This window comes from Cupriavidus sp. MEYA8, assembly GCF_059278825.1.
The window spans coordinates 1,786,413-1,803,200 of record NZ_CM181221.1; the positions used below are offsets into that span (position 1 = coordinate 1,786,413).

The following is a 16,788-nucleotide window of genomic DNA, read 5'->3' on the forward strand; positions in this document are numbered from 1 at the left end:
CCGGGATCGCCTCAGTGTGTGTAGGACACCTGGCCGCGAAAGTAAACCAGACGGCGCTGCCTGCCGTGGCGCAACGTCGTCAGGGCCGTCCCAGTGCCTGCGCTTCCTTCATCTGTGCGTTGGCGAATTCGAGCATGCGCAGTACTTCGTCGAATACCGGCAGCGCGTGTTCCCGGTCCGGCACCTCGGGCATGGCGGCGCGGTCGGCGGCAACGCCCCGGATCAGGTCTTCCAGGAAGCCGGGCTGGCTGGCCTCGGCGCGCTGCAGCAGCAGGTGCAGCAGGTAGGCGCAGGCATCAAGGCGCGAAACTTGCGTGGCAGTCATGGAACCTTTCCTCCTGTAGGCGTTGGCAAGGCCTGCGCGCCGTGCGTGGCGTGCATATTGGAAAAAATACAGGGCACTCGCAGGCAAGGCAATGATCCGGATCGGCATCTCGGGCTGGCGCTACGACGGGTGGCGCGGCGTGTTCTATCCCAAGGGGCTGGCGCAACGGCGCGAGCTGGAGTTCGCCTCGCGCGCGGTCGATTCCATCGAGATCAACGGCTCGCACTACGCGCTGCAGACGTTGCGCAGCTATCGCGCGTGGTACGACGCCACGCCCGACGATTTTGTCTTCAGCGTCAAGGGATCGCGCTACCTGACGCACATGCTGCGCGTCCGCGACGACAAGGCGCGCCCGGCCATGGCCAACTTCCTGGCGTCCGGCGTGCTGGCGCTGGAGGAAAAGCTGGGCCCGATGCTGTGGCAGTTTCCGCCCAGCTTTGCCTTCGATCCCGAGCGGATGGAGCGCTTCCTTGCCCTGCTGCCGCATGACACCCACAGCGCGCGCGAACTGGCGCGCGAGCATGACAGCCGGGTCAAACAACCCTGGTGCGAGACGCGGCGCCGGCGCCGGATCCGGCACGCGGTGGAGATCCGGCACGACAGCTTCTGTACGCCCGAATTCCCGGCGCTGCTGCGACGCCACCGCGTGGCGCTGGTGATCTCCGACGCCGTCGCCGACTGGCCCTACGCCGAAGACATCACCAGCAATTTCCTCTACCTGCGGCTGCACGGCAGCCAGACGCTGTACGGTGGCAGCTACTCCGACAAGGCGCTGCACCGCTGGGCCGCGCGGCTGGAAAAATGGGCCAGCGGCCACGAACCGGCCGATGCGCAGCGGATCTCGCCCAGGCGGCCGCGCAAGGCGGCGCACCGCGACGTCTATTGCTATTTCGACAACGACAAGAAGGTCAAGGCGCCGTTCGACGCGCAGCGCCTGATGCGCCTGCTGCAGAACGCCTGAAGGCCATCAGTCGCGGATGCGCGGCATCCAGCCGCTGCCGCGCGTGCGCGGGTCCACCGGCAGCTGGCGCTGCAACGCGGCCTTGGACAGCATGTGCGCACTGATCGGCGCGGTCAGGAACAGAAATGCGGTTACCAGCAGCTCATGCAGGCTGGCATCGCCGCGGAAGCTGAAATACGCCACCGACGCCAGCACCACCCCGCCCACGCCCAGCGTGGTCGACTTGGTGGGCCCGTGCAGCCGCATGAAGAAATCCGGCAGGCGGAACAGCCCGATCGCCCCCACCAGCATGAATACGCTGCCGGTCACAAGCAGCGCGCAGACAACGAACTCCGCAACGGGATGCAGCATGGCCATGGCTCCTCAGTATTCGATGATGTCGCCGCGCTGCAGGTACTTGGCCAGCGCCACCGTGCCGACGAAGCCCATCACCGCGATCAGCAGCGCCGCCTCGAAGAACATCGCCGAATCGAGCCTGATGCCCAGCAGCACGATCAGCGCGATGGCGTTGATATTGAGCGTATCGAGCGCCACGATGCGGTCCGGCAGGCTGGGCCCGCGCAGCAGCCGCGCAAAGGTCAGCAGGAAGGCCAGCCCGAGGATGGCCAGGCACACCGGTATCACGATGGCAAGCATTGGAAGATCTCCTTCAGCGGGACTTCATAGCGCGACTTGATGCGTTCGACCAGCGCCGCTTCTTCTTCCAGGTCGAGCACATGGACCAGCAGCGCGCGCCGGTCGTCGCTCAGTTCTGCGCACAGCGTGCCGGGGCTCAGCGAGACGATGCTGATCAGCGCGGTGGTGGCCAGTTCGTGCTCCACATCCAGCGGCACCACGATAAAGGCCGGCCGCAACCGCGCGGTGCGGCCCAGCACCAGGATCGCCACTTCGATATTGGCCATGACAATGTCGATCAGCACATGGATGCTCAGGCGCAGGATCAGGTCGGGACGCGACAGCCGGAACGCGCTTAGCACCAGCCAGCGGTCGGCCAGCCGGCCGATGGCCCAGCCGAGCAGCGCGCCCAGCAGCCAATGCCCGGGGGCGATGCTGTTGGCCAGCATCAGCCACATCAGCAGCAGGATCAGGCTGAGCCAGGGATGCGGCAGCAGGCGGTGCAGCATGGCCTACTCCTTCTGCGCGGGCAGCACGGCCCGCATGTAGGCCGCGCGGTCCAGCAGCTGCGCGGCGGCGTCTGCCATATATTCGGTGGCCGGCCGCGCGTACACGGTCAGCGCGACGTTGCCCGCCAGCAGCAGCGCGCAGCAGGCCAGCTTGCGCGGGTCCGGCCGCACGCGGGAGCGCGCGGCGCTGGGATGGTCCTCGTCGAGATGCTCGGCGCCTTCCGGCACCTGCGCCGCCTCATGCGGCAGGCGCCACAGCAGCCGCGTGCCGGTGCGCGACACCGCGATCAGCAGCAGCAGGCTCGACAGCAGCACCACCGGCCACAGCGCCGGCATCCACGGCGCCGGGGTCGCGCGCAGGATCATGGCCTTGCCCAGGAAACCCGACAGCGGCGGCAGGCCCACCGCCGCGAGCACGCCGACCAGGTACAGCACCCCGGCCAGCCGCGAGGCCACCGGCGGCGCGCCGTCGTGCGCGGGATCCGGCTCCAGCGCATCGGCCAGCAGGAACAGCCCCGCCGTGCACAGCGTGGTGCTGGGCAGGTAGTACAGGGCGGCGGCCCAGCCGGCTTGCGTCTGCATCGCCACGCACGCCGACAGCAAGCCCACCGACGCTACCACCAGGTAGCTCGTCATCGCGCGCAGCGTGCGGGCGGCCACCGCGCCGATGCCGCCGATCGCCAGCGTCACCAGCGCCAGCGGAAACACCCAGTCATCCAGGAATGGCCCCAGCAAGCCCTGCGCGCCGCCGAACAGCAGCGCGGCACAGCGCAGCATGGCGTAGATGCCCACCTTGGTCATGATGGCGAACAGCGCGGCGACCGGGCCGGTGGCGCTGGCGTAGGCGCGCGGCAGCCAGAAGTACAGCGGGAACAGCGCCGCCTTGAGCGCGAACACGAGCATCAGCATGACGCCGGCGGCTACCGCGAGCGGCAGGTCCTGCGCCGGCAGGCCGGCCAGCCGCAAGCCCAGGTGCGCCATGTTGAGCGTGCCGCCGAGCCCGTACAGCACGCCGATCGCCACCAGGAAGAACGACGACGCCACCAGGTTCAGGATCACGTAATGGAACCCGGCGCCGATGCGCGCGCGCCCGGCGCCGTGCACTAGCAGCGCGTAGGAGGCGATCAGCAGGATCTCGAAGAAGACGAACAGGTTGAACAGGTCGCCAGTCAGGAAGGCGCCGTTGAGGCCCATCAGCTGGAACTGGAACAGCGCGTGGAAATGCCGGCCCTGGCGCGCGGTGCCGTCGCCTGCCGCGGCCAGCGCCGCGACGGCCAGCACCGCGGTCAGCGCCAGCATCATGGCGCCGGTGCGGTCCAGCTGCAGCACGATGCCGAAGGGCGCGGCCCAGTTGCCCATCGCATAGACCTCGATGGCGCCGCCTGCCGCGTGCTGCATCAGCATGATGGCCACCGGCAGCAGCAACAGTGTCGCTACCGCGCACACGGCGCGCTGCGCGCGCAGCGCCTGCGCCGGCATCGCCGTCAGCAGCGCGCCGGCGAACATCGGCAGCAGGATGGGGAGCAGCACGGCGTGGTTCATGGGCGTGGCCCCCGCGCTTCGTCGTCGCCGTCCGGGTCGTGCACCGGGGCGCCTTCCGGCTCGCCGGCGGCATCGACATGGTCGCTGCCGGTCAGTCCCAGCGAACGCAGCGCCAGCACCACGGCAAACGCCGTCATGCCGAACGCGATCACGATGGCGGTCAGCACCAGCGCCTGCGGCAGCGGATCGGCGTAGCTGGCGCCGGGCACGATCACCGGCGGCCGGCCGATCGACAGCCGGCCCATGCCGAGCAGGAACAGGCTGACCGCATACGACAGCAGCGTCAGGCCCAGCACCACGGTGAAGACGCGCTCGCGCAGCAGCAGGTAGATGCCACAGGCAGCCAGGATGCCGATCGTCACGGCATAGAGGGCGGCCATCAGTCGTCCTCCGTAGCGCGCGCGGGCGGCAGGTTGCGCACCCCAAGGTGCGAGACGATGACCAGCGTGGTCCCGGTCACGGTGCAGAACACCCCAAGGTCAAAGATCATGGCCGTAGCCAGTTCGATTTCGCCGATGCCCGGCAGGTGGAAATGCCCGAACGCCGTCGTCAGGAACGGGTAGCCGAAGGCCAGGCTGCCGAGGCCGGTCAGCCCCGCCAGCACGATGCCGGCGCCGGCAATGGCGCGGTAGTCCGGCGCGATGCGCGCTTCGGTCCAGCGCACGCCGTTGGCCACGTATTGCAGCAGCAGCGCCACCGACGTGGCCAGCGCCGCGATAAAGCCGCCGCCGGGCAGGTTGTGCCCGCGCAGCAGGATAAAGACCGCCACCAGCAGCGTCAGCGGCAGCATCAGCCGCGCCAGCATGGCGAGCAGCAGCGGATGCGCCTGGCTGGTCCACGGCAGCCCGTCCGGCGCGGCCGACGGCGTCGGCAGGCGCATGCCCTTGAGCAGCGCCTGCACCGCCAGGCCGGCAATCAGCAGCACGCAGATCTCGCCCATGGTATCGAAGCCGCGGAAGTCCACCAGCAGCACGTTGACCACGTTGTGGCCGCCGCCGCCCGGCACCGCCTGCTCGACATAGAAGGCCGATACCGGGTCGAACGGGCGCGTCATCACCGCGTAGGCTGCCACCGCCAGCAGCGTGCCGCCGCCCAGTGCCAGCATCACGTCGCGGATGCGGCGCGCAGGGCCGCCCTGCTCGGCCGTCTCGCGCGGCAGATAGAACAACGCCAGCACCAGCAGCAAGACCGTCACCACTTCCACCGACAGCTGCGTCAGCGCCAGGTCCGGCGCCGAGAAGCGCAGGAACACCAGCGACACCATCAGCCCGCAGCCGCTGAGCAGCACCAGCGCCGCCAGCCGCTGCCCGCGCGCGGCCACCACGGCAAGCGCCAGCACCGCCAGTATCGCCAGCGCCGCGGCGCCCATCGGGTCGAGCGCGCCGGCCGGGACGGTGCCGGCGAGCGTGTCGAGATCGGCCAGGAACCACGCCGGAATCGCCAGCAGCGCCAGCAGCATCCAGGCGATATAGCCCGGCAACGAGCCGCTCTCCAGCGCGCGCGTGATCGCGGTGGCAATGCGCTCCAGCGCGCGCATGCCGCTCTCGAACGAGCGGCGCGCGTTCAGGTGCTCGAGCGACTGCTGCCAGCGGCGCAGCGCATCGCGGCGCAGGAAGAACAGCGCCGCGCCGCCGGTCATGGACAGCAGGCTCATCAGCAGCGGCAGGTTGACGCCATGCCACAGGTTCAGGCTGTACGGCGGCAGCGGCGCGCGCAGCGTGGCCAGCGACGCCGCCGCCAGCAGGGTGCCTACCGTGTAGGCCGGCACCAGTCCCACCACCAGGCAGATCACGACCAGGAACTCCACCGGCACCTTCATGAAGCGCGGCGGCTCGTGCGGCGGATAGTTGGGAACGTCGGGCTGCCTGCCGCCAAAGAACACGCCGTAGATAAAGCGCAGCGAATACGCCATCGTCAGCGCGCCGGCCATGGTCGCCGCCGCCGGGATGACCCAGTTGAATTCGCCCAGCAGGCCCTGCGCCAGCGTCTCGCCAAAGAACATTTCCTTGCTGAGGAAGCCGTTGAACAGCGGCACGCCCGCCATTGACAGCGACGCCACGATCGCCAGCACCGCCGTATGCGGCATGTAGCGCGCCAGCCCGTGCAGCCGTTCCAGGTCGCGCGTGCCGGTCTCGTGGTCGATGATGCCGGCGGCCATGAACAGCGACGCCTTGAACACCGCGTGGTTGATGATGTGGAAGATCGCCGCCACCGTGCTCAGCTGGGTATCGAGCCCGAACAGCAGCGTGATCAGTCCCAGGTGGCTGATGGTGGAATACGCCAGCAGCCCCTTGAGGTCGCGCTGCAGCAGCGCCATCGCCGCGCCGAAGATCAGTGTGGCCAGCCCCGTCATGCTGACCAGGTAGAACCAGCCGTTGGTCCCGTCCAGCACCGGGTACAGCCGCGCCAGCAGGAACACGCCGGCCTTGACCATGGTGGCGGAGTGCAGGTACGCGGATACCGGCGTGGGCGCGGCCATCGCCTGCGGCAGCCAGAAGCTGAACGGGAACTGCGCCGACTTGGTAAAGACCGCCAGCAGGATCAGCACCAGCATCGGCATGTAGAGCGGGTGGCGCTGCACGTTGCCGGCCTGCGCCAGCACCACCGACAGTTCGAAGCTGCCGCAGATATGGCCCAGCAGCAGCACCGCGGCCAGCAGCGCCAGCCCGCCGCCGCCGGTGACGGCCAGCGCCATGCGGGCGCCCTGGCGGGCATCGCCGCGCCACGACCAGAAGCCGATCAGCAGGAACGACAGGATGCTGGTCAGCTCCCAGAACACCACCAGCAACAGCAGGTTGCCGGCCAGCACCACGCCCAGCATGGCCGCCATGAACAGCAGCAGCAGGCAGAAGAAGCGCACCGCCGATTCATTGCGCGCCAGATAGTAGCGCGCGTACAGGATCACCAGCAGGCCCACGCCGACCACCAGCAGCGCAAACAGGTAGGCCAGGCCGTCCAGGCGCAGCGACAGGTCGAGTCCCAGCGCGGGCAGCCAGCCCACGCGCCAGGCAAGGCCGTCCTCTGGCTGGTCGAAGACCGCGCCGCGCAGCTGCAGCAGCAGTACCAGCGCGACCAGCGGCAGGCCGACGATGACGGGCGCCACCAGCCGCGGCGCGCGCATGCCGATCACCCAGGTCAGTCCGGCGGCCAGCAGCGGCAGCGCGAGCAGCAGCGGCAGTTCCATGGGCGCCGCCTCAGGCCCGGGCCGGCGCGCGCGCCTGCGCGGCCCGGGACAGGCCGGGGCTGCCCGGCACCGGCGAGACATGGGCAACATGCACGGACAAGGGCCCGGCCAGCAGCGGGCGGCTGGCCAGGCGGCGGGCGGCGGCAACGCTGTCGGGCGATCCGTCCATCGCGAGTACGACGACTGTCATGGGCAGGGATCCAGGATTAACAAGGCAGCGGGCAGGCTGCCCCCTACTTTCCGGATTCTGGGGGTATTGCGCAAGTCATGCGTGGCCTGCTACCGGCTGCACGAAAGAATTCATCGCCCTGCATAACATACTGAAGTCCCGAGAATCGCCCCGGCAATCGATACATGCCCGCTATCGCCCGCCAACAAATGAATATTGGACGCGGCCGCCCCGGCTGACTTAGCCTTGGCGGCAGCAACTGAACCCGATGCCCCCCCGGAGACACCCACCATGAGCAACTTCCTCCTCTACGCACAGGACGGCCACATCGTCACGCTGACGATGAACGAGCCCGAGCGCCGCAACCCGCTGACCGGCAACACCGCGGTGGCTGAGTTCCTGGCCGCGATCGAGCGCATCCATGCCGACCGCAGCGTGCGCGCCGTGGTCATCACCGGCGCCGGCACGGCGTTCTCGTCGGGCGGCAACATCAAGGACATGGAACGCCAGGCCTCGGGCCAGGTGCCGGGCATGGAGATCCGGCAGGACTACCGCTGCGGCATCCAGCGCCTGCCGCTGGCGCTGTTCAACCTGGAAGTGCCGGTGATCGCCGCCGTCAACGGCGCCGCCATGGGCGCGGGCCTGGACCTGACCTGCATGTGCGATATCCGCATCGCTTCGGAGCGCGCGCAGTTCGCCGAATCCTTCGTCAAGCTGGGCATCATCCCCGGCGATGGCGGCGCCTGGCTGCTGCCGCGCGTGATCGGGCTGTCGCGTGCCGCCGAGATGACCTTTACCGGGCAGGCGATCGATGCAAAGACCGCGCTGGAATGGAACCTGGTGTCGCGCGTGGTGGCGCCCGAGGCGCTGCTGCCGACCGCATACGAGCTGGCCGGGCGCATCGCGGCCAACCCGCCGCATGCGGTGCGGCTGGCCAAGCGGCTGATGCGCGAGGCCATGCACACCCGCCTCGACACGCTGCTGGAATTGTCGGCCGGCTTCCAGGCCCTGTCGCACCAGACTGCGGACCACCGCGAGGCGGTGCAGGCTTTCCTGGACAAGCGCACGCCGGTGTTCAGCGGAAACTGATCGCGGCAGCTACGCAACCCGGCTTCAGGCGGATTGCGTTTCCGCCGCCTTGAGCTGGTTGACGAGCGCCACATAGTCGCGCATGGCCTGCTCGCGCTGCAAGCCGCGCCGGGCGGCCCAGGCGTCGTACTTGGCGCGCCCGACCATGTCCATCATGCCCGGGCGGTCGCCGCTGACGTCGCCGACGCTGCCCTGCTTGTAGAGCGCATAGAGCGACAGCAAGGTGTCGTTGTCGGGCGCCTGGCGCAGCGTCTTCGACAACGCCGCGGCGGCCTCGAAGGCTTTTTCAGCGGGGCTTGGCCCCTGCAGCGCCGGCGTGCCGCCGAAGTACGCATCTTCCAGCGCCACTTCGTCCGGGAACCACCGCCCCTCCAGCAGCCTGCCGTCGCGCAGCGCAAACGCCAGCACGCCCTGCGAGGCCAGCGTGCCGCTGCGCAAGGTCGCAGGCACCACGGCCATGCCGGTGTTGAGCACCGGCGCGCCGAACGCGGTGAACGCCAGCCCCGCATCCGCCCACTCGCGCAGCCGCGCCAGGCCACGATCGCCACGATAGACCCCGCTGGTCCGGTTGGCGCCCGGCTGGAACCACGCAAAATCGCCCTTGCCGCGCGCATACAGCGCGGCCAGGTCGCCCTGCTCCAGGTCCGCGCGCGCCGCCGCCAGCAGCCCGGTCATCTGGTCCGGCGTCATGCGCGCATCGTCGCGCTCCGCACCCGCCATGCCAAGCGACGTGCCCACGCTGGCCTCGAAGAATTCCAGCACATTGCGCGCCACCAGCTCGCGGTCATTGTCGACGCAGACCATGTGGTAGCTGTCTTCCAGCACCAGCATGCGCGCCTGCCCGGCACGCTTGCCCTGCCCGATCTGCTCGACCAGGAAGTTGGCGGAGCGCAGGCTGGTCAGCTCGTCCAGCCGCGCGTGGACCACCAGCGTGGGGCAGGCAATGCGCTGCAACCCCTTGCGCACGTAGCCGCGCAAGCGATCGACTTCGCGGATGCACGCCAGCGGCACCCACTGGTAGTGGAAGTTCTCGCCGCGCGCGAACTTGGCCTTGACGATCTCGCGCAGCTGTTCGTTCTTGATGCCGAACGGCTCTTCCTCTTCCACCTTCATCCGGTTGGGAACGCCTGGAATCCGGTACAGCAGCGGGCGCAGGCTGCGATACCATGGCGTGGCCCAGCCGTCGATATAGACCGGCGGCGCCAGCGCCACCAGCCGGCCCCTGGTGTGCTGCTCGCGCTTGACCGTTTCCACCGCCAGCAGCGCGCCCATGCACATGCCCATCACGTGCAGCGTTTCATGCTGGTCGATGATCTCGCGGTATTTGGCGCGCACCGCCTCGAGCCAGTCCTCGGCGCGCACGCCGCACAGGTCTTCGGGTTGCGTGCCGTGTCCCGGCAGCGTCAGGGAGTGCGTGACAAAGCCGGCGCGCTTGAGGCGCTTGTGCATCGAGCCCAGGTCATACTGCGTGCCGCCCAGGCCGTGGATCAGGAACACGCCCGGGTCAGACATGCGCGGGCTCCGCGCCGGCACGGCGCAGCAGTGCCGCCACCTGCTCTACCTTGCCGTCCGCGCCGCGGATGCCGGCCAGCCGCTCGTGCACGCGCAGGCGGCCGCTGCCCGGCAGCGTCACGGCGTATTCCTGCACGCTGTCGGGCGCATCGCCGCGCACCACGGCGGACCAGGTGGCCTGCACCAGCCCGCGGTCGGTGGCGTCGATATGGTCCAGCCATTCGTCGACGCTGTTGACGTCGCGGATCGTGTCGCCGAGCAACGCCGCCGCGCCCTCGCTCCATGTAGCGCGGCCGGTGACCGCGTCATACTCGACGCTGGCCACGCCCACCGCCTGCAGCGTGCGCGCATAGCGCAGGCGCCAGGCACGCGCTTCCTCCAGCGCGGTGCGGCGGCCCTCGGACAATGCGCGGCCGAGCAGCATCACCAGCGCCCAAACAATGACAAAGCCCTGCACCTCGACCACCGCTTCGCCCGGAAAGCCTTCGATGACGTTGAACGGGCCGGCACCGGCCGCGGTGCGGTGGATGATCAGCAGGCAGCCCAGCAGCGTGGCAATGGCACCGCCGCGCGGTCCCCACAGCAGCGCGGTGGCAAGCAGCAGCGGCATCGGCACGTAGGCCAGCGTGGGCGCAAGGCCGCCGAAGCGCTGCGCGGCGTTGTCCGAGAACACCGCCAGCACCGCCACGATAAAGACCACGAAGGCCAGCCCGCCGGCCGCGAACTGCTGCATCGGCATGCCGCCCGAGCGCCGCACGCGGAAGCCGCGGAACGCCACCGCCAGCGGCCCCACCAGCAGCAGCCCGGCCGCGGTGGAAAAGGCCCAGGCGCGCCATTCGACCGGCAGGTCCAGTCCCGGCCGCTGCCAGCGCCATAGCTCGACCGCCAGCGAAGCGCCCAGCGCCGAGCCGACCAGCGCCCCCGCGATCAGCAGCGTGGCTCCCGGCGGGCTTTGCGGATCGCGCCGGCCATAGGTGGCGATCCAGCCGGCGGTGCCCAGGCTGATGACCTCGATCAGGCCGAAGGCGACCGCCCCGCGCAGCGGCAGGCCGTGCGTGGCCATGCCCCACCCTGCCAGCGCCAGCCCGGCCCCGGCCAGCACCGCTGGCCATGACCAGCGCGCACAGACCAGCAGCGCGGCAAACGTGACGCCGCTGCCGAGCCAGACCGGCACGGCCTCGGTCGACGCATGCGCCAGCGAGCGCGACACCACGCCGGCGACGAGTACCAGCACGGCGACGATTGCCGCCAGGCGTATCTGCTGCATGGCACACCCCCAGGAGGCTGGCTGCGACGGGTTCCCGACGTCCTTGTTTGTGACTCAGGATAGTCGCCAGCCCGCCCGGGGCCAAGACAAGTCACCCCGCCTGGCGGGGCGCCGGAACGTCAGCCTGACACCCCGATGGCCCCCTCCACGTTGCGCACCAGGCTGACCAGCCGCGGGCCGATGTCTTCCTCGATCTGCTTGCTCTGCAGGCTGAACACCGGCACCGACGCGGCAAAGATCCACGCTTCGCCATCGCGCCGTGCGCGCATCGGCACGGCAACGGATTCCACCTCGCGATGCAGGTCGCGATGGCCGCGGCAGAAGCCGTGCTCCTGGAGGTCGCGCGCGGCATCCTTTAGGCGCTGCTGCAGCCAGTCAGCGCGCGCCGGATCGGCGGCGCGCAGCTGGGCCAGATACGCCTCGCGCTCGGGCTCGGGCATCAGCAACAGGTAGCCGCGGCCCGAACCGGTGCGCGAGATCGAGACCCGGGTACCGACCTCGGGCCGGAACACATGGCTGCCCACGCCCTGGGCGATCTCGACGTAGGTCATGGCGTTGCCGTTGCCGACGATCAGCTCGACCTGTCCGGCGATGTGGTCGGCCAGCTCCTGCATGGCCGGCCGCGCCAGCTGGCGCACCGTCATTCGCGCCAGCGCGGGCGCGGCCAGGTTGACCAGCCCGACCCCCGGCACGTAGCGCGACAGGCGCTCCGAATAGTGCAGCAGGCCCAGTTCGCACAGGGTGTCGAGCAGGCGGAACAGCGTCGGCTTGGCCAGCCCGGTGCGCTCCATCAGCTCGCGGCTGCTCAGCTCCTGCACCGTTGGCGAGAAGCAGTTGAGGATCGAAACGCCCCGCGCCAGCGCGCTGACGAGGCGCGACTCGCCATCGGCATCGGCGGCCGGCGGGGTCAGGGAGGCATGTGCTTCATTGGTCATAACCGGGCCTTCGTCTGGATTTTTTTGATACCAGCGTCTCAAAACCCGGATGTTGCCCTTCGTTGATTCCGAAGTCAAACACAGGATTTTGAGTTTACATGGCGAATTTCCGACGCGAGAATTCCGATTCATCGTATTGGACGATCACTTTTTGAAACCGACGTCTCAATATCCCAACTCAACGATTCATCAACGACTCGCAACCGCTGCACCAGGAGACACCCTCATGCAACAAGCCGTCATCGTCGACGCCATCCGCAGCCCGATGGGCCGCTCCAAGCCGGGATCGGCCTTTACCGAGCTGCATGCCACCGAACTGCTGGCCCAGGTGCTCAGGGGCCTGGTCGAACGCAACCAGCTCGATCCCGGCCTGGTGGACGACGTCATCACCGGTTGCGTGACGCAGGCGGGCGAGCAGTCAGCCGGGCCGGGCCGCGTGGCCTGGCTGGCGGCCGGCTTCCCCGACCACGTGCCTGCCACCACCATCGACCGCAAGTGCGGTTCGAGCCAGCAGGCGGTGCACTTTGCCGCGCAAGGCATCATGGCCGGCGCCTACGACATCGTCATCGCCTGCGGCATCGAGTCGATGAGCCGGGTGCCGATGGGCTCGGCGCGCATCGGCCAGAACCCATATGGACCGTCGATGGAAGCGCGCTACGCGCCGGGTCTGGTGTCGCAGGGCGTTGCTGCGGAGCTGGTCGCGGCCAAGTACGAGCTGTCGCGCCAGGACATGGACAACTACTCGGCCCGCTCGCACGAACTGGCTGCCGCGGCCCGCGAGAGCGGCGCCTTCCGCCGCGAGATCCTGCCGATCAGCACGCCCAACGGCGTGGTCGAGCATGACGAAACCATCCGCCCCGGCACCTCGGTGGAAAAACTCGGCACGCTGCAGGCCTCGTTCCGCAACGACGAACTGAGCGAGCGCTTCCCGCAGATCGGCTGGAACGTCACCGCGGGCAATGCCTCGCAGATCAGTGACGGCGCCTCGGCCATGCTGCTGATGAGCGAAGCCATGGCGCAGCGCCTGGGCCTGAAGCCGCGCGCGCGCTTTGTCGCGTTCGACGTCTGCGGCGACGATCCGGTGATGATGCTGACTGCCCCGATCGCGGCCAGCCAGCGCGCCATCAGGAAGAGCGGCCTGGCGCTGGACCAGATCGACCACTACGAAATCAACGAAGCCTTCGCCTGCGTGCCGCTCGCCTGGCAGAAGGCGCTGGGCGCCGACCCGGCGCGCCTGAACCCGCGCGGTGGCGCGATCGCGCTGGGCCATCCGCTGGGTGCGTCGGGCGTGCGCCTGATGACCACCATGCTGCATGCGCTGGAAGACAGCGGCCAGCGCTACGGCCTGCAGTCGATGTGCGAGGCAGGCGGCATGGCCAACGCCACCATCATCGAACGCCTGTAACCGCCTGCGTCGTTCCCGCGCAGGCGGGAACCCAGTGACTTTTTCCTAGGAGACACCCATGAAACTCGAAAACATGTCCGCCGTCGTCACCGGCGGTGCTTCCGGCCTGGGCCTGGCCTGCACCCGCCGCCTGGTGGAGCGCGGCGTCGGCGTGGTCATCGCCGACCTGAACGAAGAGCGCGGCAACGCGGTGGTGGACGAGTTCGGCGGCAAGGTCCGCTTCGTCAAGGCCGACGTCACCGACACAGAGCAGATGAACGCGGTCTACGACGCCGCCGAGGCCATCGCCCCGCTGCGCGCGCTGATCCACTGCGCCGGCCTGGGCGCGCCGGTGCGCGTGGTCGAAAAGGACGGCTCGCCGGGCTCGCTGGAAAAGTACGAGTCGGTGGTGCGCATCAACCTGATCGGCACCTTCAACGCGCTGCGCCTCGGCGCCGCGCGCATGGCCAGGAACGAAATGGTGGACGGCGAGCGCGGCGCATGCGTGCTGACCGCTTCGGTCGCCGCCTACGAAGGCCAGATCGGCCAGATCCCCTACAGCTCGGCCAAGGCCGGCATCGTCGGCATGACGCTGGTGGCCGCGCGCGACCTGGCGCAGCGCGCCATCCGCGTCTGCACCATCGCGCCGGGCCTGTTCGACACGCCGCTGCTGGCGAAGCTGCCGGAGAACGTGCGCACCTCGCTGGGCGCGATGGTGCCGCACCCGGCGCGCCTGGGCGCGCCGGACGAGTACGCCTCGACCGCGCTGCACATCCTGGAGAACCCGATGCTCAACGGCGAGACCATCCGCCTGGACGGCGCCATCCGCATGGCCCCGCGCTGAGCGCCATCGATCACCATCCAGCACTCCCCAATGGCCTTCTTGACCAGGACACCTGCATGAGCGACACGCTGCAACTAGAGACCCGCGGCAATACGCTGCTGATCACCATGAACCGGCCCCAGGCGCGCAACGCCATGGATTTCGAGACCGCGACCGCGCTGGCCGCCGCGATCGACCAGCTGGAAAGCCGTGACGACCTCGCCGTCGCCATCCTGACCGGCGCCGGCGGCACCTTCTGTTCCGGCATGGACCTGAAGGGCTTCCTGGAGGGCAAGCGCCCGAGCCTGCCCGGCCGTGGCTTCGGCGGGCTCACCGAGAAGCCGCCGCGCAAGGTGCTGATCGCCGCGGTGGAAGGCTATGCGCTGGCCGGCGGTTTCGAGCTGGCGCTGGCCTGCGACCTGATCGTCTCGTCGAAGGCGGCCAAATTCGGCCTGCCCGAAGTCAAGCGCGGCCTGGTTGCCGGTGCCGGCGGCCTGATGCGCCTGCCACGCCGCGTGCCGTACCACATCGCCATGGAATATGCGCTGACCGGCAACATGCTGGGCGCCGAGCAGGCGCATGCCTACGGCCTGATCAACCGCCTGACCGAACCGGGCGAAGCGCTGCAGGGCGCGCTGGCGCTGGCCGGGGAAATCGGGGCCAACGGCCCGCTGGCGGTGGCGGTGAGCAAGCAGATCGTGGCCGAGTCGGCGGACTGGAGCAACGAGGAGATGTTCGAGCGCCAGCGCCCGCTGATGGCGCCGGTGTTCACCTCGGCCGATGCGCGCGAAGGCGCCGCGGCCTTTGCGGAGAAGCGCAAGCCGGTGTGGACCGGCAAGTAAGGCGGGAGCAAGCCATGCCGTCGTCGCGCCTTTCGCCTGGACGGCCGGCCGCAAGCCGGCGGGTCAGCCTGGACTAGCGCGGCGCCGGGCCGCCTTCGGCAAAGCGGAAGGCGGCCCAGCCCAAAGCCAAATTGACACGGTGCAGGCTGCCGCTTACTCTCGGCCTACCCTGCGGTATATTCAGCGCATGCTTAACATGCCAGGCGCCGCCGCGGGCACATAACGACAACGACAATCCCGCGAGACGACCATCGTGCCTGCCTCCATCGCGCCTTCCCGCCTGGAAAGCCTCCGCCCGGCCCTGCCGATCCTGCTTGGCGCCTCCCTGATGCTCAGCCTGGCCATGGGCCTGCGCCAGAGCCTGGGCATCTTCATGCCGCCGCTGACGCGGGACATCGGCATCTCGGTCTCCGACTTCACGGTCGCCATCGCCGTGCAGAACCTGGCCTGGGGGCTGCTGCAGCCGCTGGCTGGCGCATGGGCCACGCGGATCGGCTTCCGGCCCCTGATGCTGGCCGGCTCGCTGTCGCATGTGGCCGGGCTGGTGCTGCTGGCGACCGCGCAAGGCATGATCGGCGTCACGCTGGGCGCGGGCGTGGCGATCGGCGCTTCGATGGCCTGCACCGGCAGCGCGCTGGCGATGGCGGTGGCGGCACGGCCGGTGCCGGCGGCGCTGCGCAGCACGGTGCTGGGGCTGGTGTCGGGGGCCGGCTCGCTCGGCGCGCTGCTGGCCGCGCCGATCGGGCAAATGGTGACGCAGGCTTACGGCTGGCGCGCCGGGCTGGCCGCGTTCGTGCTGCTGGCGCTGGTGATGCTGCCGGCGGCCTGGATGGCGGGGCGCGTGGACAAGCTGCCGTTGCCCGCGTTCGGCGGCGCCGACCAGAGCAATGCGCGGCAGGCGCTGGGCACGGCGCTGCGGCACGCGCCGTTCATCGTCATGGCGCTGGCGTATTTCGTCTGCGGCATGCAACTGGTCTTCCTGACCACACACCTGCCGTCGTACCTGGACATCTGCGGCATGGACCCGATGCTTAGCGCGCAGGCGCTGGGCGTGATCGGCGGCTTCAACGTGCTCGGCAGCATCTTCTTCGGCTGGGCCGGCGGGCGCTTCAACAAGCTGATGCTGCTGGGCGGCATCTATACCGTGCGCTCGCTGGCGCTGACCTGGTACTTCTCGTCGGCGCCCACGCCGGGCAGCACGCTGGTGTTTGCCGCGGTGATGGGCTTCCTGTGGCTGGGCGTGGCGCCGCTGGTGTCGGGCTGGATCGCCGAGACCTTCGGCCTGCGCTGGCAGGCGATGCTGGGCGGCGTGGCCTTCTTCAGCCACCAGATCGGCAGCTTTACCGGTGCCTTCGGCGGCGGGGTGGTCTATGACGCGCTGGGCTCGTACACCGTTGCCTGGCAGGCGGGCGTGGCGATGGGGCTGGCGGCCGGGATCGCGCAGATCGTGTTTGCGGTGGCGACGCAGCGTCGACCACCTTTGATGGCGACGTCCTGAGGGCACCGCTCCGTCCGCCGCCGTATCGAGGCGGGATCACGCACGAATGCGGCCTGCACCCCGAACGGGGGATGTGCAGCCGCTGCCGGGCAATTAGGATAAATACCGAGCGGTCCTCTAGCGGATCCTCAGG

17 protein-coding genes are annotated in these 16,788 nt (G+C 69.4%); 6 read left to right on the forward strand and 11 right to left on the reverse strand.

Going from position 1 to position 16,788, the window contains the following annotated elements:
• Positions 1-79: 79 nt before the first annotated feature.
• Complete coding sequence (locus tag AC5WJ1_RS08200; RefSeq protein WP_135705259.1) at positions 80-325, reverse strand: hypothetical protein; 246 nt, start codon at positions 323-325, stop codon at positions 80-82.
• A 91-nt stretch (positions 326-416) separates the two neighbouring features.
• On the opposite strand from AC5WJ1_RS08200, the gene AC5WJ1_RS08205 reads away from it, so the two are divergent.
• A complete protein-coding gene (locus tag AC5WJ1_RS08205) occupies positions 417-1,286 on the forward strand; it encodes a DUF72 domain-containing protein (protein WP_133096155.1) in 870 nt (289 codons plus the stop codon).
• A 6-nt stretch (positions 1,287-1,292) separates the two neighbouring features.
• Here AC5WJ1_RS08205 and AC5WJ1_RS08210 read toward each other — a convergent pair whose 3' ends face one another.
• From AC5WJ1_RS08210 to AC5WJ1_RS08240, 7 genes are read right to left on the reverse strand one after another with little or no spacing between them, the layout of a single operon-like run.
• Entirely contained in the window at positions 1,293-1,637 is a 345-nt protein-coding gene (locus AC5WJ1_RS08210; protein WP_434032681.1) for a Na+/H+ antiporter subunit G, read from the reverse strand.
• Positions 1,638-1,649: 12 nt separating this feature from the next.
• Positions 1,650-1,922, reverse strand: a complete 273-nt coding sequence (locus AC5WJ1_RS08215; RefSeq protein WP_133096157.1) for a K+/H+ antiporter subunit F — start codon at positions 1,920-1,922, stop codon at positions 1,650-1,652.
• Positions 1,907-2,410 (reverse strand): Na+/H+ antiporter subunit E, encoded by a 504-nt coding sequence (locus AC5WJ1_RS08220; protein ID WP_135705262.1) that lies wholly within the window; start codon positions 2,408-2,410, stop codon positions 1,907-1,909. Before AC5WJ1_RS08220 ends, AC5WJ1_RS08215 begins: the two co-directional genes overlap by 16 nt.
• Positions 2,411-2,413: 3 nt before the next feature.
• Complete coding sequence (locus AC5WJ1_RS08225; RefSeq protein WP_494476515.1) at positions 2,414-3,952, reverse strand: monovalent cation/H+ antiporter subunit D; 1,539 nt, start codon at positions 3,950-3,952, stop codon at positions 2,414-2,416.
• On the reverse strand, positions 3,949-4,332 hold the full coding sequence (locus AC5WJ1_RS08230; protein ID WP_133096160.1) for a Na+/H+ antiporter subunit C: 384 nt from the start codon (positions 4,330-4,332) through the stop codon (positions 3,949-3,951). The genes AC5WJ1_RS08225 and AC5WJ1_RS08230 overlap by 4 nt, the downstream gene beginning before the upstream one ends.
• Entirely contained in the window at positions 4,332-7,136 is a 2,805-nt protein-coding gene (locus tag AC5WJ1_RS08235) for a monovalent cation/H+ antiporter subunit A (RefSeq protein WP_135705265.1), read from the reverse strand. Before AC5WJ1_RS08235 ends, AC5WJ1_RS08230 begins: the two co-directional genes overlap by 1 nt.
• Before the next feature lie 10 nt (positions 7,137-7,146).
• Positions 7,147-7,326, reverse strand: coding sequence for a hypothetical protein (locus AC5WJ1_RS08240; protein WP_135705266.1), 180 nt, complete (start codon positions 7,324-7,326; stop codon positions 7,147-7,149).
• A gap of 270 nt (positions 7,327-7,596) precedes the next feature.
• Here AC5WJ1_RS08240 and AC5WJ1_RS08245 point away from each other — a divergent pair, with 270 nt between their 5' ends.
• Positions 7,597-8,394, forward strand: coding sequence for a crotonase/enoyl-CoA hydratase family protein (locus AC5WJ1_RS08245; RefSeq protein WP_434032677.1), 798 nt, complete (start codon positions 7,597-7,599; stop codon positions 8,392-8,394).
• A 24-nt stretch (positions 8,395-8,418) separates the two neighbouring features.
• On the opposite strand, the gene AC5WJ1_RS08250 is transcribed toward AC5WJ1_RS08245, so the two are convergent.
• The 3 genes from AC5WJ1_RS08250 to AC5WJ1_RS08260 all read right to left on the reverse strand — a co-directional run bounded on the left by AC5WJ1_RS08250 (position 8,419) and on the right by AC5WJ1_RS08260 (position 12,108).
• Positions 8,419-9,906 carry an acyl-CoA-binding protein gene (locus tag AC5WJ1_RS08250; protein WP_434032676.1) on the reverse strand — a complete coding sequence of 496 codons (1,488 nt, stop codon included), beginning with the start codon at positions 9,904-9,906 and terminating at the stop codon, positions 8,419-8,421.
• A complete protein-coding gene (locus AC5WJ1_RS08255; protein ID WP_494476516.1) occupies positions 9,899-11,173 on the reverse strand; it encodes an MASE1 domain-containing protein in 1,275 nt (424 codons plus the stop codon). The genes AC5WJ1_RS08250 and AC5WJ1_RS08255 overlap by 8 nt, the downstream gene beginning before the upstream one ends.
• 119 nt (positions 11,174-11,292) lie before the next feature.
• On the reverse strand, positions 11,293-12,108 hold the full coding sequence (locus AC5WJ1_RS08260) for an IclR family transcriptional regulator (protein ID WP_434032675.1): 816 nt from the start codon (positions 12,106-12,108) through the stop codon (positions 11,293-11,295).
• Positions 12,109-12,334: 226 nt separating this feature from the next.
• On the opposite strand from AC5WJ1_RS08260, the gene AC5WJ1_RS08265 reads away from it, so the two are divergent.
• The 4 genes from AC5WJ1_RS08265 to AC5WJ1_RS08280 all read left to right on the forward strand — a co-directional run bounded on the left by AC5WJ1_RS08265 (position 12,335) and on the right by AC5WJ1_RS08280 (position 16,655).
• The gene (locus AC5WJ1_RS08265; RefSeq protein ID WP_135705271.1) at positions 12,335-13,513 is read left to right on the forward strand and encodes a thiolase family protein; all 1,179 of its coding nucleotides are present in this window, start codon (positions 12,335-12,337) and stop codon (positions 13,511-13,513) included.
• A 58-nt stretch (positions 13,514-13,571) separates the two neighbouring features.
• A complete protein-coding gene (locus AC5WJ1_RS08270) occupies positions 13,572-14,336 on the forward strand; it encodes an SDR family NAD(P)-dependent oxidoreductase (protein ID WP_135705272.1) in 765 nt (254 codons plus the stop codon).
• Between the two features lie 56 nt (positions 14,337-14,392).
• Positions 14,393-15,157: a crotonase/enoyl-CoA hydratase family protein gene (locus AC5WJ1_RS08275; RefSeq protein WP_135705273.1), complete on the forward strand. Its 765-nt coding sequence runs from the start codon at positions 14,393-14,395 to the stop codon at positions 15,155-15,157.
• Positions 15,158-15,410: 253 nt separating this feature from the next.
• Positions 15,411-16,655 carry an MFS transporter gene (locus tag AC5WJ1_RS08280; RefSeq protein WP_434032674.1) on the forward strand — a complete coding sequence of 415 codons (1,245 nt, stop codon included), beginning with the start codon at positions 15,411-15,413 and terminating at the stop codon, positions 16,653-16,655.
• The last annotated feature ends 133 nt before the right edge of the window (positions 16,656-16,788 follow it).

Coding starts and splice junctions, on each gene's coding strand:
- AC5WJ1_RS08220 (WP_135705262.1), bottom strand. CDS start 2,410: ATGCTGCACCGCCTGCTGCCGCATCCCTGGCTCAGCCTGATCCTGCTG.
- AC5WJ1_RS08225 (WP_494476515.1), bottom strand. CDS start 3,952: ATGAACCACGCCGTGCTGCTCCCCATCCTGCTGCCGATGTTCGCCGGC.
- AC5WJ1_RS08250 (WP_434032676.1), bottom strand. CDS start 9,906: ATGTCTGACCCGGGCGTGTTCCTGATCCACGGCCTGGGCGGCACGCAG.
- AC5WJ1_RS08245 (WP_434032677.1), top strand. CDS start 7,597: ATGAGCAACTTCCTCCTCTACGCACAGGACGGCCACATCGTCACGCTG.
- AC5WJ1_RS08210 (WP_434032681.1), bottom strand. CDS start 1,637: ATGCTGCATCCCGTTGCGGAGTTCGTTGTCTGCGCGCTGCTTGTGACC.
- AC5WJ1_RS08255 (WP_494476516.1), bottom strand. CDS start 11,173: ATGCAGCAGATACGCCTGGCGGCAATCGTCGCCGTGCTGGTACTCGTC.
- AC5WJ1_RS08215 (WP_133096157.1), bottom strand. CDS start 1,922: ATGCTTGCCATCGTGATACCGGTGTGCCTGGCCATCCTCGGGCTGGCC.
- AC5WJ1_RS08275 (WP_135705273.1), top strand. CDS start 14,393: ATGAGCGACACGCTGCAACTAGAGACCCGCGGCAATACGCTGCTGATC.
- AC5WJ1_RS08205 (WP_133096155.1), top strand. CDS start 417: ATGATCCGGATCGGCATCTCGGGCTGGCGCTACGACGGGTGGCGCGGC.
- AC5WJ1_RS08240 (WP_135705266.1), bottom strand. CDS start 7,326: ATGACAGTCGTCGTACTCGCGATGGACGGATCGCCCGACAGCGTTGCC.
- AC5WJ1_RS08200 (WP_135705259.1), bottom strand. CDS start 325: ATGACTGCCACGCAAGTTTCGCGCCTTGATGCCTGCGCCTACCTGCTG.
- AC5WJ1_RS08235 (WP_135705265.1), bottom strand. CDS start 7,136: ATGGAACTGCCGCTGCTGCTCGCGCTGCCGCTGCTGGCCGCCGGACTG.
- AC5WJ1_RS08270 (WP_135705272.1), top strand. CDS start 13,572: ATGAAACTCGAAAACATGTCCGCCGTCGTCACCGGCGGTGCTTCCGGC.
- AC5WJ1_RS08260 (WP_434032675.1), bottom strand. CDS start 12,108: ATGACCAATGAAGCACATGCCTCCCTGACCCCGCCGGCCGCCGATGCC.
- AC5WJ1_RS08265 (WP_135705271.1), top strand. CDS start 12,335: ATGCAACAAGCCGTCATCGTCGACGCCATCCGCAGCCCGATGGGCCGC.
- AC5WJ1_RS08230 (WP_133096160.1), bottom strand. CDS start 4,332: ATGGCCGCCCTCTATGCCGTGACGATCGGCATCCTGGCTGCCTGTGGC.